The sequence below is a fragment of the Coprococcus sp. AF16-5 genome, assembly GCF_003479365.1.
In the GTDB taxonomy this organism is placed as follows: Bacteria; Bacillota; Clostridia; order Lachnospirales; family Lachnospiraceae; genus Coprococcus; species Coprococcus aceti.
On record NZ_QUGZ01000003.1, the window covers coordinates 73,241 to 88,280 of the forward strand.

The window sequence follows — 15,040 nt, forward strand, 5'->3', positions numbered from 1 at the left end:
TTGGAACCGTTTCCATTTGATATATCTTATATTAGTTGTTTATGTACAAAATGTCAATACTATTTTCAATTTTTTTATCACTTTTTGCATTTTTTCACATAGCTCACAATCCAGGTTACATAAAAATGTATAATTTTTGTCATATTCTATCCTTTCTGAATACTATAAATAGAACTATTAAATCTGAAAGGACTATCCTATGAAATGCAACAACCATTGTTCTCCGAACAGACCTGACTGTCGTGACAACATCTGCACTATAGACCTCCGGGATAAAGCGTTACAGAACCACAATTACCGCGAAACCGTGTGGACCGGCTGTTTCATGCAGATGACAGTCATGTGTATACCTGCCTGCTCAGACGTAGGTTTGGAAATCCATGATAATACCGATCAGATCATCCGGATCGAACAGGGACAGTGTTCAGTCAGAATGGGCTGCTGCCCAAACGAACTGTGCTTCCGTCAGAATCTTTGTGCAGGAGAATGCGTCTGTATACCAGCCGGCACATGGCACAACATCATCAACATTGGCAATAATCCACTGAAACTCTCATCCATATACGCCCCACCACATCATCCCAGGGGAGAGACACAGACCACCAAAGCCAGGGCTATGGGAATGGATTGCTAGTATCTTTTCCTGCGACATGAAGTAGATGCCACTATAGAATCAAATAAAAAAGACACCAAATTCTGCCTGCCCGTCTGATATTGGGCAAGCGGCATTTAGTGTCTTTGCTGCTTCTACTATACTTTATTGTTTTCTCTGTGTCATCACTGCATTGGAAAAACTGTATCACATTTCAATCATGAGATCACATTTCTCCTACTCATTCTCATCCTCTTCCTCTTCATACCAATCGTCCTCATATCCATCTTCCACATAGTCTATGTCATATTCATCGGCTTTGTCTGCTTCTTCATCGCTCAGTTTAGCATATATTCTTCCATCGTCCCAATCATCTGGCATATAGAGATGCGGCTCATTGTCCCCCCACTTATATGAATGCATCACCTTAACGTCAGACAGATCCAGGACGGACTCCATCAATATTGACTTCATATAGTTCTTCACTGTTTCCGGCGCAAGATTGACAAATTCCACTATCGGGTATCTCTGAAAACGGATAGCATTGGTCGATGTCCCATACCCTGAATTCTCAAAGCTGGCATTTACCGGTCTTTCATTTACACTGAGTGATATATTTGTAACAGTGCATACCTCTCGTTTATCAAAAACATATATTTTACCCTCGCTGGTCAGTACCTGTACACGACCATCATTTATTCTGACCTTATCAATACTTCCTGTTTCTCTTTTTGTTTTTTCTACACCTGTTGTTTTTCTTGTTAATGGCATAATGTTCTCCTCCTGTAAAACAAATTTTTAATGTCATGCTTTGTATTCCGTACGGTATATCCAATAGTACACACTGACCTTTTTTTACTCAACGTCTGGGTAGATTTTTTTATCCCTCTGGGTAGACCTCCGATATGTCATTTTCTTGTTTTTTTGTGCATGGGGTAGATGGCATCCCTATCTGCCATGCCTATGTTTCTTATTTCATTTATATATGGGGGAGAATTGCTGCCTTGTTTCTTATTATTGTTTTGTAAATTTTGTATAGTATAGTTTCAGACGGTTTTTCAGATTTTTAGTGATTATTTTTTATATAAACAGAAAATCCCGGTGCATCATTTTTTCGATACACCGGGATCTTATACATCTTTTATGAATATGATGAAAGAAATTGTTTTGTCCTCTCCATCTTCGGATTGTCAAATACCTGGTCAGGTCTTCCCTGCTCAAGTATATATCCATCATCCATGAATATGACCTGACTTGCAACATCCTTTGCAAATGCCATCTCATGGGTAACAATTATCATGGTTGTCTTTTTGTCTGCAAGGTTTCTGAGAACCTTAAGTACCTCTCCTGTGAGCTCCGGATCAAGAGCCGATGTAGGCTCATCGAAACACAGGATGTCCGGCTGCAACGCAAGCGCCCTTGCTATGGCAACTCGCTGACACTGTCCTCCGGAAAGCTGGTGAGGATAGTTGTTCATTCTGTCCTCAAGTCCCATCTGGCGTAGAAGTTCCTCTGCCTGGACTCTTATCTCGTCGAGTATATTCTTCTTATTTACTTTGAAATCCGGTCTCTCCTTTGCAAGAAGCTCTCTTGCAAGCATTACGTTCTGAAGCGCAGTGTACTGTGGAAAGAGATTAAATGACTGGAACACAAGTCCAAAATGCAGTCTCTTCTTGCGCACCTCCGACTCCTTGAGTGTCTCCGGCTTGTCAGTGTCAAGCAGGATTTCATCATTTACACGGATAACTCCATTGTCCGGCATCTCCAGAAAGTTCAGACAGCGAAGAAGTGTTGTCTTTCCACTTCCTGATGATCCTATGATAGAAAGGACCTCGCCCTGCTCCAGAGAAAAGCTTATATCCTTGAGCACATCTGTCTTGCCAAACTTCTTTTTTATATGTTCAACCTCTAATATAGCCATAGCTGCTCCTCCTATTAATCTGTATCGCCCCTCTGCTCCGCAGCGGGGCAGATCGTCGGAGCCGATTCCGAGTATGAACTGCGTTCATTGCGGCTCCTCCTATTAATCTGTATCGCCCCTCTGCTCCGCAGTGGGGCAGGTCGTCGGAGCCGATTCCGAGTATGAACTGCGTTCATAGCGGCTCCTCCTATCTAAAGAAATCAAGTTTCTTCTCTAATTTGCCAAGTAAAACTGTGAGTACGCCATTCCATATCAGATAGTAGAATGCGCAGAAGAAGAGTGGCCATATCGCACCAGAGATTCCCTGTGAACCCTTCATGAATGCCTGTCCTGCCCAGATTATCTCCTGAAGTGCGATGATACGGGCAAGGGACGTATCCTTGACCAGAGTTATGATCTCGTTGGACATCGCCGGAACTATCTTCTTTATCATCTGCAAAAGCTTGACCTTGAAGAATATCTGCTTTGGAGTCATGCCAAGCACAAGTCCGGCCTCCTCCTGTCCTACAGGAATACCCTGAATACCTCCACGGTAAATCTCTGAGAAATAGCAGGCATAGTTCACTATGAATGACACCGATGCCGCTACAAATCTTCCGCCTTCGCCGCCGCCCCATACCGGGTTGTGGAATACAAGTCCCGGGAAATAATATATGATGAGCAGCTGTATCATAAGTGGTGTACCTCTCACTATCCATACAATGAACTTCATAAGATAGCTGAGCGGTTTAAACTTTGACATGGAACCGAGTGCTATGAGAAGTCCAAGTGGAAATGCACCGAGCAATGTCACGAAGAACAATTTTAATGTCTGTATAAATCCTGTATTAAGAGCTCCAAGTACGACCGGGAGCTGTTCAAAAAACAAATCCATAATAATTTTTCTCTCTAAGTGATGGTAAAAATACTAATTATATCTTATCTATTACTTTGCAAGTGCAGCCTGTACCTTATATGTCTCAGCACACTTCTCCATTGAACCGTCAGCCTTACTGTCTGCAAAGAACTTGTTGAGCTCAGCTACAAGATCTGAGTCCTTTCTGAAGCCAACGCCATACTCCTCGCTGTTGAGACCTACGGTATATGTGAGCTTGTCATAACCTGTTCCCTCACCAACCATAGCTGCTGCCATAAGCGAATCAATGATTGCTGCATCTGATGTTCCAGCTGCAACTTCCATGAGTGCATCTGCCTGTGCCTTTACCGCTGTATAGTTGAGACCAAGCGCCTTGGCCTGATCCTCGCCTGCGCTTCCTGCCTCTACAGCAAATGTAAGCTCCTTGATGCTGTCTACTGTCTGATACTTGTCTGCCTTATCATTTGGCACGATAACTACCTGAGCATTGTTGCAGTATGCATCTGAACATGCCATTGAGCTTGTAACCTCATCTGTAAGTGTCATACCATTCCATACACAGTCGATGGTCTTGCCGTCAAGCTCCATGATCTTGTTATCCCAGTCTATCTCTACGAACTCTGCCTTTACGCCAAGGCTCTCTGCAAATGCTGATGCCATATCTGCGTCAAATCCGATCCAGTTGCCTGACTCATCCTTGTAATCCATCGGTGCGAAGTCTGTAACGCCGACAACGAGAGTTCCCTTATCCTTTACATACTCCAGATCACTCTTTGACTCACTCTTAGATCCGTTATCAGATCCGCCACATCCAACCAGTGAAAGTCCCATTGCTGCCACTAAGAGCAGTGATAATAACTTTTTCATACTTCTTTCCTCCTGAAATATCCTTAAATATACTTGGCAGATGCATGAAACACACTACACCGGGCATCTGCATGATATATAAGCCCTATTAGGGCATAACACGGTAACATAGTAACAGTTTATCATGGTAAAGTCAAACCTAAGATTGAGGAAATGCCTGTAAATGTATTATGTATTATGTAATAATAATAACCACAGAAGGTCTTACTATTCTGTGGTCAGGATGCTCACCATCTGGAATTATTTTACATATGCTCTATCAATATGTATCACACAATAGTAATTTTTATTGTACTCACTAACTTTTTCCTTGATATAGGATATTATCTGTTCTTCTGACATTTGATATCCATGTGGCAAAACCACATCAAAAATCAGATTGGAATGTGTTGAACCCTTTACCATTCTAAAGTCGTGAAACTGAACATTTTCATTTTTTCTGCTATCCTTATTAAGTGATTCTATAATTTCAGTGATCCGCGCTTTCGCAGCATTTGTCTCCTCATCGTCATCTACTATCGGATCCATGTGAATGACAGGCTCACAATTTAATTTTTTTCTGAGAGAGAATTCTATCTGATCGATCAGATCATGCAGTTCAAGAATATCTTCCTTATAAGGAACTTCTGCGTGCAGACTAACCATAAGTCTGCCAGGTCCATAATCATGGACCACAAGATCATGAATACCAAGGATCCTTTTATCACACCTCACGATCTTCTCGATCTCGTCCACAAGCTCTGGTTCCGGTGCCTGACCAAGCAAGGGGCTGACCGTATCCTTCATTGCAGTGATGCCAGCTATGAGTATCATTACGCCCACCAATAACCCGCAATATCCATCTATAGGTATTTTCCAGAAATGAGCAGCAAGTGCAGATGCAAGAACAACCATTGTGGAAAATGTATCAGATAAACTGTCTTTCGCCGTCGCTATCATGGTCGCACTCTCTATCTTTCTGCCTATACTCCTGTTGTAGAAATACATATATATCTTTACTCCAATTGAAACAACGAGTATAACGGCAACTAGACTGCTGAATTTTGGAAGTTCCGGATGTAGGATCTTTCCGATTGAATCTTTAATAAGCTCGTAGGCCATCAATATGATCATGACTGCTACAAATAAGCCCGATATATACTCTATTCTTCCATGTCCAAACGGATGATCCGGGTCCGGTTTTCTGCCAGATAACTTAAAGCCTATCATAGATATAAACGAGCTTCCTGCATCTGATAAATTGTTGAACGCATCCGCCGTGATCGAGATGGCACCCGAAAGTAATCCAGCGAAGAATTTTCCCAGAAACAATAATACATTCAAAAATATACCAACAGCTCCGCAAAGAACACCATATTTCTCCCTCACCTTGCTATCCTTATAATTATCTGATTTGATCCACAACTTCGACAATAATGTCACCATATCTTTTGTTCCTCCTAATCTGAATCTCAAAAGTTCTGAAAAAAAGAACCCACAAAAGCGTTGGACTTCTGCGGGTTCTTGATATATCTGAAATGATATATAATTATCTCTTTGAGAACTGTGGAGCACGACGAGCGGCCTTGAGACCGTACTTCTTTCTCTCCTTCATTCTTGGATCTCTTGTAAGGTATCCAGCCTTCTTAAGGATTGGTCTGTACTCAGCATCAACCTCAAGGAGTGCTCTTGAAATACCATGTCTGATAGCTCCAGCCTGACCTGTGAAACCACCACCACATACGTTAACGAGTACATCGTACTTGCCCTCTGTGCCTGTAGCAACGAGTGGCTGCTTTACGATAACCTTGAGTGTATCAAGGCCAAAGTACTCATCCATATCCTTCTTGTTTATAACGATCTTACCAGTACCTGGAGTGATGTAAACTCTGGCGATACTGCTTTTTCTTCTTCCTGTTCCATAGAACTTTGTTGTCTTAGCCATCTGTTAATCTCCTCCTTCTTAGTACTTAATCTCTAATACTTCTGGCTTCTGTGCCTGATGCTTGTGATCTGCACCAGCGTATACGTGAAGCTTTGTGATCATCTCTCTGCCAAGTGGTCCCTTTGGAAGCATTCCCTTAACTGCAAGGTAGATAACATCCTCTGGCTTCTTAGCCATCTTCTCACGAAGAGTTGTCTCTTTCATACCACCTACATAATCTGAGTGGTTGTAGTATACCTTCTGATCTAACTTCTTACCAGTTACCTGGATCTTGTCAGCGTTTACTACTATTACATAATCACCTGTATCAATGTGTGGTGTATATGTTGGCTTGTTCTTTCCTCTTAAAATGCTTGCGATCTCTGATGCAAGACGACCTAAAGTATGTCCTGTAGCGTCAACTACATACCACTTTCTCTCTATTGTTGATGGGCTTGCCATAAAGCTCTTCATCGTGGTACCTCCTAAATTATTCTTTTATAATCTTCTTTACTAATGTATATTCAGCACATTCCTTACCGGGGCATTGGTTCGAAACACACTTATAAACTTCGCATACTTTGCAAGTATATTATAATTACATTTTGTTGTCAACTATTTTTTCAACAAAAATATCCGGCGATACATGTGCACCGCCGGATACCATATTATCATTCATTCTTCTGTCTGTAAATACTATCTTTTATTTAGAAATCCACCTCTGTGTCATAGTAGCAGCACTTCAGCAGCTTCTCCATCTCCTCCTGGCTTGGCTGTCTTGGGTTGGAGCCTGTACATGCATCAAGTATCGCATTTGCAGCGATCTCAGGAAGTCTCTCAAGGAATACGTCCTCCGGAACAAAGCCCTGCTCACATGGATAGCTGTCAGATCCGTAATTCTTGATACAATGAGGAATGTTCAGCTCGTCATTCATCTTGCGCAGATACGCAATAAGAAGGTCTACCTTCTCGTCGAGTGTCTCACCGCCAAGTCCCATGAAGTCCGCTATCTCTCCGTAACGAACCTTTGCGGTCTCATCCTTTGCATTGAAAGCTATAACCTTTGGCAGATACATTGCATTTGCTGCTCCGTGGATGATATGTGCGCCATAGTCAGCAAATGCTGCTCCGGTCTTGTGAGCCATCGAATGAACTATTCCGAGAAGCGCATTGGAGAATGCCATACCTGCAAGACACTGTGCATTGTGCATTGCGTCTCGCTTCTCCATGTCTCCGTTATATGATCCAACCAGATCATTCTGGATCATCTTGATGGCATGAAGTGCCAGTGGATCTGTGAAATCGCAGTTTGCTGTCGATACATAAGCCTCGATTGCATGTGTCATGGCATCCATACCTGTGTGAGCAACCAGCTTCTGAGGCATGGTCTCTGCCAGCTCAGGATCTACGATCGCAACATCAGGTGTAATCTCAAAATCAGCTATCGGATACTTGATTCCCTTCTCATAATCTGTGATGATCGAGAACGCGGTAACCTCTGTTGCAGTTCCTGATGTTGAAGAAATAGCGCAGAAATGAGCTTTCTTTCTAAGTTCAGGTATTCCAAATACCTTACACATATCCTCAAATGTCGCATCAGGATACTCATACTTTATCCACATAGCCTTTGCTGCATCTATAGGTGAACCACCGCCGATGGCCACTATCCAGTCTGGCTCAAATTCAAGCATGGCTGCTGCACCCTTCATAACCGTCTCTACTGAAGGATCTGGCTCAATTCCCTCAAATAACTTAACTTCCATTCCAGCTTCCTCAAGGTACTGAACTGCCCTGTCAAGGAATCCAAATCTCTTCATGGATCCGCCTCCAACACAGACCATAGCTCTCTTACCCTTGAATGTTTTGAGTGCCTCCAAAGCACCTTTTCCGTGATATAAATCTCTTGGTAATGTAAATCTTGCCATCGTTTGCCCTCCTAAAATCAAAATAAAAAAAGCCAATCATGTTATCTTCACTGAAACACCTTGAAATATTCCGAACACTTCGAAACAATTCCTGACATATCCGTCATGTATCAGCATTTCAATGTAATTATAACATGATTGGCTCTTGTTTTCATTATTTTTTGTGCATTTCACACAATGTTTTTCATCTATTTTCCACTGTTTTGCTAGATGTTTTCCACTTTTCATTCTTATTTCTAGATTATTTCAAGTCCACTTTTCCAAATTATTATATACAAAATATAACCACGCTGTTTTATGAACTGCCAATATATTATTAGCAATTTTATCTTATCCCGGCAAATATTATACGTCTACAGCCGTTTACGTTTACAGATATTTTATCTCCACAAGAGTAAGCCCCTTTGCTTCGGCTTTCGGTCCTGCTTTCGTCCTATCCTTCGCCGCAAGTATTGACTCCATACAGTCCTCTGGCCAGATTCCAAGGCCTATCTTCATCAAAGTTCCCACTATGATACGGACCATATTGTACAGGAAACCATTTCCGCTTATCCTTATATGTATCATATCACCAACTTTATCTATGGTTATATCTGTTATTGTACGGACTGTATTCTCTACCTGTGATCTTGTTGAACAGAAGCTCTTGAAATCGTGCTCTCCTACCAGAACAGCCGCAGCTCGTTTCATCTTATCTATATCAAGCGGATAATAGACGAATGTCGAGTAAAGACGCTCCGTCGGCATATCAAATCTTCTGTTTAATATCTTGTATTCATATGTCTTGATCGTATCACAGTATCTCGGATGAAAATCGTCCGCCACCTGGCAGGACTCTTGTATCCTTATGTCTTCCGGAAGCCGCTGATTAAGCGCAAATGAAAACTTTTCTCCTGGTATCCCTGATTCAGTATCAAATACCGCCACATTTCCCAGGGCGTGCACTCCGGAATCCGTCCTACTAGCTCCTATCACCTTTATATTCTCGTGGCAGAGTTCGCTGAGAGTCTTATTCAGGACCTCCTCCACAGTTATTCCATTTATCTGGACCTGCCATCCGCAATAATTTGTTCCATCGTAGGCTACGATCAATTTTACTCTCTTCATATTCATACTAGGGATGTATCTGACACATCCGTATCCTTTTCTATATTATCGATGTATCTGAATTACGCTCCAATTCTTAATCAAGCCCGATCGTCATTGACTCTGTAATATTTAAAACAAATCTATATACAAACGACTTTTGATCCCGAAGTGCGCATGTATCCCGAAATAAGATTGCAGGATTTCCTACATCACACATCTGTATACTATCATGCATCCCAGATACACCAACACTATAGCATAACTTACATAGTCTGTTCCACTGTATTTTAACGGATTCATGCGGCTCCTGCCTTCGCTGCCGTCAAAACATCTGGCATCCATGGCCTGGGCAAGATCTGTGGCCCTCCTTATCGCCGATACAAATAATGGTACAAATACAGGTACATAACTCTTTATCCTCTTGAATATATTGCCACTCTCGAAGTCCGCACCTCTGGAAAGCTGTGCCTTCATGATCTTATCCAGCTCCTCCATAAATATCGGGATAAATCGCAATGCGATCATAAGCATCATGGCCATATCAGACACCGGAACCTTTATTTTCTTCAAGAATCCCAGACTGCTCTCCAGTCCATTTGCCAGATTCATCGGTCTTGTAGTGTACGTCATGACAGATGAGCCTATTATGAGGTATACAAGGCGTATAACCACAAGCACCGTAGTCATCACACTGTTATCTGTTATGCGAAGTCTGTGCCAGCTCCAAAGTACCCGTCCGTCCCCGTTGAACACGCTGAATATTGCTGTAAACAGAATAAACATCCATATGACCTTCAGTCCCCTGCAAATGTATGTTATCGGCACCCTGCTCACCGCCACATATATACAGAGGAATGCCGTTGCGGCAAGTATCATGATCCAGTCCTTGCAAAGAAACAGCGATATGGCATATAGAAATGTTATTGCAAGCTTTGTTCTCGGATCCATTCTATGTATCACAGAATTGCCACTGTAATATTGTCCTATTGTAATATCTCGTATCATAGTAAATCTCCTATTCCGGGCACCCGGAAACATCTATACCGTACCGCTCAAGTAAGCTCCTGTCCTCAAAAAACTCACCTGTCCCTCCATCATACACTATCCTTCCATGCTCCATAAGAAGAATCCTCTCTGACATCTCATACACATCCTCCATGTCGTGGGATACCAGTATGATCGTCACATTTTTCTCTCTGTTGAGCTTTCTGACGAGATTCCATAACTGCTCCCGGCTCTCTCCGTCAAGCCCACATGCAGGCTCATCAAGGATCAATACGTCTGGCTCATATGCCAGTATTCCCGCTATTGCCACCCTCTTTTTCAAACCACCGGACAATTCGAATGGAGAATACTCCGCATATTTCTCCGGTACTCCCACCAACTCAAGCGCCTTTCTGGCAGCATCCTCAGCCTCTCTCTTTGACATTCCAAAGTTTATCGGGCCATACATTACATCCTTGAGCACCGTATTCTCAAACAACTGGGACTCAGGGAACTGAAATACATACCCTATCCTCCTGCGGATATCCTTGATATTCCTTACACTCTGCACATCCGTATCATACAGATATACCTTGCCACTCTGTGGAACTATCAGCTTATTTATCATTTGAAGCAGTGTACTCTTTCCCGAGCCGGTCTGCCCTATTACAGCGACAACCTGTCCTTCATATATCTTGATGTTTATATCAGAAAGCGCCTGAAATGACTCATTTCCATTCACATACGAATATGATACATTCTGAAGCTCAACTATACATTTTTCTGAATTATCTGCAGTCTTCTCATCCTCAGCATGATTACTCTGCGCATTGTTCATATCGCTGCTTATATCCATATGCCTGTTCTTATATTTATAGCAGATATCGATCGGTATTCCGGCCCTACGCTTCATATCAACCGGTATCTCCAGTCCATAGCTCTTAAGCCGGTCAACATCTGTGAATACATCTCCAGGTGTACCCTCTGCCACGATCCTGCTATTATCCAATATGTATACTTTATCCGCCATAAGTGCCTCAGCTATCCTGTGAGTCACCATTATTACGGTTATTTTCTTTTCTTTGTTCAATCTCTGCACAAGCTCCAGCATATCCTTTGCTCCCTGCGGGTCAAGCATGGATGTCGCCTCGTCTAGCACTATACAATCCGGAGTCATCGCCATGGACGATGCGATTGCAAGCCGCTGTTTCTGTCCACCGCTTATTCTTGACGTATTGGCATACTTATAGGCTGTGAGCCCTGTGAGCTCCAGCATCTCATCTATCTTCTTCCATATATCTTCGCTGGAGACGCCAAGATTCTCCAGCCCAAATCCTATATCCTCAGCGAGGGTGTTGCCGACTATCTGGTTATCGGGATTTTGAAACACCATTCCTACCTGTCGTCTGACGGATGTAAGCTCTCCCATCTCCGCCATATCTTTTCCACCTATGACTATCGACCCCTCATGCGGTGCAAGCAGTCCATTCAAATGTCTTGCAAACGTAGACTTCCCTGAACCGTTTCTGCCAAGGATCGCGATTATCTCCCCCTTGTCGGCAAGAAAATCTACATCCTTTATTGCCCAGTTCTCCCCTATCTTATTGCCGTCTTTGTCCTTTATATTAAATTTATGAGATAGTCCTTTTACATTTATGAAGCTCATAATCTTTCCAATCTATATCAATGAAATCTTTCTATATTTCACTAAATTTTATTAAAAAACAGGGCCGCCGTACACGAACGTAAACTAATACGTCTATGTACTGCAGCCCTGTTTATTTATCTGTATAATATCAATCTATCAATCGATTATACTAACTCGAGAATAACCTCAAGAGCCTGATCACCCTTACGCTGACCGATCTTGATGATTCTTGTGTAACCACCCTTACGTCCTGCGTACTTTGTACCATACTCATCGAATAACTTCTGTGTTAAGTCGATCTTCTTAGTACCGGCCTTCTTACCAGCAGCATCTGTAGGAACTTCAACAACTGGATATAAAACCTTGAGCATCTCTCTTCTGGCATGAAGTCTTGAAGGCTGATCCTTCTTAACTGTCTTCTCAACTGTGTCGTATACTGTAACCTTCTTACCGTCTACAACTTCCTTGATTCTCTTGCCATCTTTATCCTTCTTAGCAACCTTAGCCTGAACTGTAACCTCATCGTAGTTGTCCTTCTCAGCAACTGCTAAAGTGATGAGCTTCTCTGCGATCTTAACAACTTCCTTAGCTCTTGCCTCTGTTGTCTTGATCTTTCCATGATACAGTAACTGAGTTACCTGGTTACGAAGTAATGCGTTTCTCTGTGCGCTTGCTTTTCCAAGCTTTCTATACTTTGCCATTTTAATTATCCTCCTATACCCTTTGCGGGTCTTCACTGTGCTTACTATTATTCAGCTTGAGTGGTATACGGGAACTGCTATTAGTCCTCGTTCTGATTAAGTGATAAGCCTAACTCCTTAAGCTTAGCTAATACTTCATCCAGTGACTTACGACCAAGGTTACGAACCTTCATCATATCCTCTGGTGTCTTGTTTATAAGTTCCTGAACTGTGTTGATGCCAGCTCTCTTCAAACAGTTGTATGAACGAACTGATAACTCGAGCTCATCGATATTCATCTCAAGAACCTTTTCCTTCTCGTCTGTTGTGCTCTCAACCATAACATCTACAAGACGTGCGTTCTCTGATAAATCTACGAACAGCTTCAAGTGCTCTACCAGAAGATTTGCAGCAAGACTTACTGCCTCATCTGGAGCAAGAGCTCCGTTTGTATATACATCAAGAGTTAACTTATCATAGTCAGTAACCTGACCAACACGTGTATTCTGAACTGTAAGGTTTACTCTTTCAACAGGGGTGAAGATTGAGTCAATAGCGATGACATCAATTGGTGCATCTGCTTCCTTGTTCTTGTCAAGGCTTACATATCCACGTCCGTTGACAATTGTAAGCTCCATCTCAAGCTTTGCGTCCGGACCACTAAGGTTTGCGATTACAAGATCAGGATTTACGATCTCTATATCTCCGTCAACCTTGATATCTCCTGCCTTAACAACGCGCTCACCAACAACATCGATGTATGCCTGCTTTGGCTCAAATGTATCTGAGTTATTCTTGATAACGACATTCTTGATGTTCATTATTATCTCAGTAACATCCTCTTTTACACCTGGTATTGAGCTGAACTCGTGTAAAACACCCTTTATCTTAACGTGGCTTACAGCGGTACCTGGTAATGAAGAAAGCATTATTCTTCTAAGTGAGTTACCAAGTGTTATACCGTAACCTCTCTCTAAAGGCTCGATTACAAACTTGCCATATTTGTTGTCATCTGAAGTCTCAACGATCTCGATTTTTGGTTTTTCAAACTCAAACATCTAAGCCCCTCCTTTACGGGTTTTAAAATGCTACACTCCAAGTTACAAAATGTATAAATAAAGAACAAATCTTACTTAGAATATAACTCGACGATGAGAGTCTCATTTACAGGAACATCGATCTGCTCTCTGCTTGGCTTCTCTACAACTTCACCTGCGAGGTTATCTCTGTCTGCTGTTAACCAACCTGGTACGAGAACACCCTCTGTTGCAGCCATGATATCCTTGTATCTCTGAAGAGACTTGCTCTTCTCTCTGATCTCGATCTTATCGCCTGGCTTAACTGAGTATGAAGGGATGTTTACACACTTGCCATTTACAAGTACGTGCTTGTGATCTACGATCTGTCTAGCCTCTCTTCTTGTTCTTGCAAAGCCTAATCTGAAGATGATGTTGTCAAGTCTAAGCTCAAGTAATGTCATGAGGTTAGGACCTGTTAATCCCTTCTGCTGCTCAGCCTTTGCATAAAGGTTACGGAAAGGCTTCTCAAGTACACCATAAATGAACTTAGCCTTCTGCTTCTCGCGGAGCTGAAGTCCATACTCGCTCTGCTTTCTATTTGATCTGTTTGGTCTTCTATTTGACTTCTTGTCTATTCCGAGATACATTGGCTCCATGCCTAAAGATCTGCATCTCTTAAGAACTGGGGTTCTATCTACTGCCATCTTGTTTGTACCTCCTCTAATTAAACTCTTCTTCTCTTTGGTGGACGACATCCGTTATGTGGAACCGGAGTAACATCCTTGATACTAACTACATCTATACCACATGCTGAGAGTGCACGAATTGCAGCCTCTCTTCCTGAACCTGGTCCCTTGACAAATACGTCGATTGTCTTGAGTCCGTAAGGTGCAGCAGCCTTTGCGGCTGTCTCTGCAGCCATCTGAGCAGCATATGGAGTTGACTTCTTAGAACCCTTAAATCCTAATCCACCAGCGCTTGCCCATGAAAGCGCATTGCCTTCAGCGTCTGTTAATGTAACAATTGTATTATTGAAAGATGACTGAATATGAGCCTGTCCGTGCTGTACGCTCTTTCTGACACGCTTCTTAGCCACTTTTTTAGTTGCCTGCTTAGCCATTAGCCTAAACCTCCTATGGTTTTTTACAAATATATTCTATAAATATTACTTCTTCTTATTAGCAACAGTCTTCTTAGGACCCTTACGAGTTCTAGCGTTAGTCTTAGTCTTCTGTCCACGAACAGGAAGTCCCTGTCTATGACGCTTACCACGATAGCAAGCGATCTCCTGTAAACGCTTAATATTGAAGCCTATCTCTCTACGTAAATCTCCCTCTACTACCTGAGTTGCCTTGATAACCTCGCTGAGTCTTCTAACCTCATCGTCAGTCAGATCTGCGCAACGTGTATCAGGATTAACGTTTGCTTCCTTAAGAATACGCTGTGATGAAGGAAGTCCGATACCATAGATATAAGTAAGACCAATTTCAACACGTTTCTCTCTTGGTAAATCAACACCTGAAATACGAGCCATTATAATAACCTCCGTAAAATCT

17 protein-coding genes are annotated in these 15,040 nt (G+C 42.3%); 1 reads left to right on the forward strand and 16 read right to left on the reverse strand.

The window, feature by feature from the left end; all coding sequences use genetic code 11:
* Window positions 1-199 precede the first annotated feature (199 nt).
* A complete protein-coding gene (locus DWW70_RS08890; RefSeq protein WP_238051488.1) occupies window positions 200-634 on the forward strand; it encodes a cupin domain-containing protein in 435 nt (144 codons plus the stop codon).
* A 195-nt stretch (window positions 635-829) separates the two neighbouring features.
* Here DWW70_RS08890 and DWW70_RS08895 read toward each other — a convergent pair whose 3' ends face one another.
* The 16 genes from DWW70_RS08895 to rpsM all read right to left on the reverse strand — a co-directional run bounded on the left by DWW70_RS08895 (window position 830) and on the right by rpsM (window position 15,018).
* On the reverse strand, window positions 830-1,363 hold the full coding sequence (locus DWW70_RS08895) for a hypothetical protein (RefSeq protein ID WP_117874575.1): 534 nt from the start codon (window positions 1,361-1,363) through the stop codon (window positions 830-832).
* A 370-nt stretch (window positions 1,364-1,733) separates the two neighbouring features.
* Window positions 1,734-2,513 (reverse strand): amino acid ABC transporter ATP-binding protein, encoded by a 780-nt coding sequence (locus DWW70_RS08900; RefSeq protein WP_004850188.1) that lies wholly within the window; start codon window positions 2,511-2,513, stop codon window positions 1,734-1,736.
* Window positions 2,514-2,700: 187 nt separating this feature from the next.
* Window positions 2,701-3,387, reverse strand: coding sequence for an amino acid ABC transporter permease (locus tag DWW70_RS08905; protein ID WP_004850185.1), 687 nt, complete (start codon window positions 3,385-3,387; stop codon window positions 2,701-2,703).
* Window positions 3,388-3,438: 51 nt separating this feature from the next.
* A complete protein-coding gene (locus DWW70_RS08910) occupies window positions 3,439-4,236 on the reverse strand; it encodes a transporter substrate-binding domain-containing protein (RefSeq protein ID WP_015533807.1) in 798 nt (265 codons plus the stop codon).
* 240 nt (window positions 4,237-4,476) lie between these two features.
* Window positions 4,477-5,661 carry a cation diffusion facilitator family transporter gene (locus tag DWW70_RS08915; protein WP_055146501.1) on the reverse strand — a complete coding sequence of 395 codons (1,185 nt, stop codon included), beginning with the start codon at window positions 5,659-5,661 and terminating at the stop codon, window positions 4,477-4,479.
* Between the two features lie 103 nt (window positions 5,662-5,764).
* Entirely contained in the window at window positions 5,765-6,160 is a 396-nt protein-coding gene (gene rpsI / locus DWW70_RS08920; protein ID WP_004850181.1) for a 30S ribosomal protein S9, read from the reverse strand.
* 18 nt (window positions 6,161-6,178) lie between these two features.
* Window positions 6,179-6,613, reverse strand: a complete 435-nt coding sequence (gene rplM, locus DWW70_RS08925) for a 50S ribosomal protein L13 (RefSeq protein WP_004850178.1) — start codon at window positions 6,611-6,613, stop codon at window positions 6,179-6,181.
* 233 nt (window positions 6,614-6,846) lie between these two features.
* Window positions 6,847-8,064: an iron-containing alcohol dehydrogenase gene (locus DWW70_RS08930; RefSeq protein WP_015533805.1), complete on the reverse strand. Its 1,218-nt coding sequence runs from the start codon at window positions 8,062-8,064 to the stop codon at window positions 6,847-6,849.
* A 369-nt stretch (window positions 8,065-8,433) separates the two neighbouring features.
* Window positions 8,434-9,171: a tRNA pseudouridine(38-40) synthase TruA gene (gene truA, locus DWW70_RS08935; RefSeq protein WP_117874640.1), complete on the reverse strand. Its 738-nt coding sequence runs from the start codon at window positions 9,169-9,171 to the stop codon at window positions 8,434-8,436.
* A 186-nt stretch (window positions 9,172-9,357) separates the two neighbouring features.
* Entirely contained in the window at window positions 9,358-10,158 is an 801-nt protein-coding gene (locus DWW70_RS08940) for an energy-coupling factor transporter transmembrane component T family protein (RefSeq protein ID WP_015533803.1), read from the reverse strand.
* A 10-nt stretch (window positions 10,159-10,168) separates the two neighbouring features.
* Complete coding sequence (locus tag DWW70_RS08945) at window positions 10,169-11,803, reverse strand: ABC transporter ATP-binding protein (protein ID WP_055273737.1); 1,635 nt, start codon at window positions 11,801-11,803, stop codon at window positions 10,169-10,171.
* A gap of 146 nt (window positions 11,804-11,949) precedes the next feature.
* A complete protein-coding gene (locus tag DWW70_RS08950; protein WP_015533801.1) occupies window positions 11,950-12,486 on the reverse strand; it encodes a bL17 family ribosomal protein in 537 nt (178 codons plus the stop codon).
* A gap of 80 nt (window positions 12,487-12,566) precedes the next feature.
* Complete coding sequence (locus DWW70_RS08955; RefSeq protein ID WP_015533800.1) at window positions 12,567-13,523, reverse strand: DNA-directed RNA polymerase subunit alpha; 957 nt, start codon at window positions 13,521-13,523, stop codon at window positions 12,567-12,569.
* Window positions 13,524-13,594: 71 nt separating this feature from the next.
* On the reverse strand, window positions 13,595-14,188 hold the full coding sequence (gene rpsD, locus DWW70_RS08960) for a 30S ribosomal protein S4 (protein ID WP_015533799.1): 594 nt from the start codon (window positions 14,186-14,188) through the stop codon (window positions 13,595-13,597).
* A gap of 20 nt (window positions 14,189-14,208) precedes the next feature.
* Window positions 14,209-14,604 carry a 30S ribosomal protein S11 gene (gene rpsK, locus DWW70_RS08965; RefSeq protein WP_004850165.1) on the reverse strand — a complete coding sequence of 132 codons (396 nt, stop codon included), beginning with the start codon at window positions 14,602-14,604 and terminating at the stop codon, window positions 14,209-14,211.
* Between the two features lie 45 nt (window positions 14,605-14,649).
* Window positions 14,650-15,018 (reverse strand): 30S ribosomal protein S13, encoded by a 369-nt coding sequence (gene rpsM, locus DWW70_RS08970; RefSeq protein WP_015533798.1) that lies wholly within the window; start codon window positions 15,016-15,018, stop codon window positions 14,650-14,652.
* Between the last annotated feature and the right edge of the window lie 22 nt (window positions 15,019-15,040).

Coding starts and splice junctions, on each gene's coding strand:
- DWW70_RS08890 (WP_238051488.1), top strand. CDS start 200: ATGAAATGCAACAACCATTGTTCTCCGAACAGACCTGACTGTCGTGAC.
- DWW70_RS08895 (WP_117874575.1), bottom strand. CDS start 1,363: ATGCCATTAACAAGAAAAACAACAGGTGTAGAAAAAACAAAAAGAGAA.
- DWW70_RS08900 (WP_004850188.1), bottom strand. CDS start 2,513: ATGGCTATATTAGAGGTTGAACATATAAAAAAGAAGTTTGGCAAGACA.
- DWW70_RS08905 (WP_004850185.1), bottom strand. CDS start 3,387: ATGGATTTGTTTTTTGAACAGCTCCCGGTCGTACTTGGAGCTCTTAAT.
- DWW70_RS08910 (WP_015533807.1), bottom strand. CDS start 4,236: ATGAAAAAGTTATTATCACTGCTCTTAGTGGCAGCAATGGGACTTTCA.
- DWW70_RS08915 (WP_055146501.1), bottom strand. CDS start 5,661: ATGGTGACATTATTGTCGAAGTTGTGGATCAAATCAGATAATTATAAG.
- rpsI (WP_004850181.1), bottom strand. CDS start 6,160: ATGGCTAAGACAACAAAGTTCTATGGAACAGGAAGAAGAAAAAGCAGT.
- rplM (WP_004850178.1), bottom strand. CDS start 6,613: ATGAAGAGCTTTATGGCAAGCCCATCAACAATAGAGAGAAAGTGGTAT.
- DWW70_RS08930 (WP_015533805.1), bottom strand. CDS start 8,064: ATGGCAAGATTTACATTACCAAGAGATTTATATCACGGAAAAGGTGCT.
- truA (WP_117874640.1), bottom strand. CDS start 9,171: ATGAAGAGAGTAAAATTGATCGTAGCCTACGATGGAACAAATTATTGC.
- DWW70_RS08940 (WP_015533803.1), bottom strand. CDS start 10,158: ATGATACGAGATATTACAATAGGACAATATTACAGTGGCAATTCTGTG.
- DWW70_RS08945 (WP_055273737.1), bottom strand. CDS start 11,803: ATGAGCTTCATAAATGTAAAAGGACTATCTCATAAATTTAATATAAAG.
- DWW70_RS08950 (WP_015533801.1), bottom strand. CDS start 12,486: ATGGCAAAGTATAGAAAGCTTGGAAAAGCAAGCGCACAGAGAAACGCA.
- DWW70_RS08955 (WP_015533800.1), bottom strand. CDS start 13,523: ATGTTTGAGTTTGAAAAACCAAAAATCGAGATCGTTGAGACTTCAGAT.
- rpsD (WP_015533799.1), bottom strand. CDS start 14,188: ATGGCAGTAGATAGAACCCCAGTTCTTAAGAGATGCAGATCTTTAGGC.
- rpsK (WP_004850165.1), bottom strand. CDS start 14,604: ATGGCTAAGCAGGCAACTAAAAAAGTGGCTAAGAAGCGTGTCAGAAAG.
- rpsM (WP_015533798.1), bottom strand. CDS start 15,018: ATGGCTCGTATTTCAGGTGTTGATTTACCAAGAGAGAAACGTGTTGAA.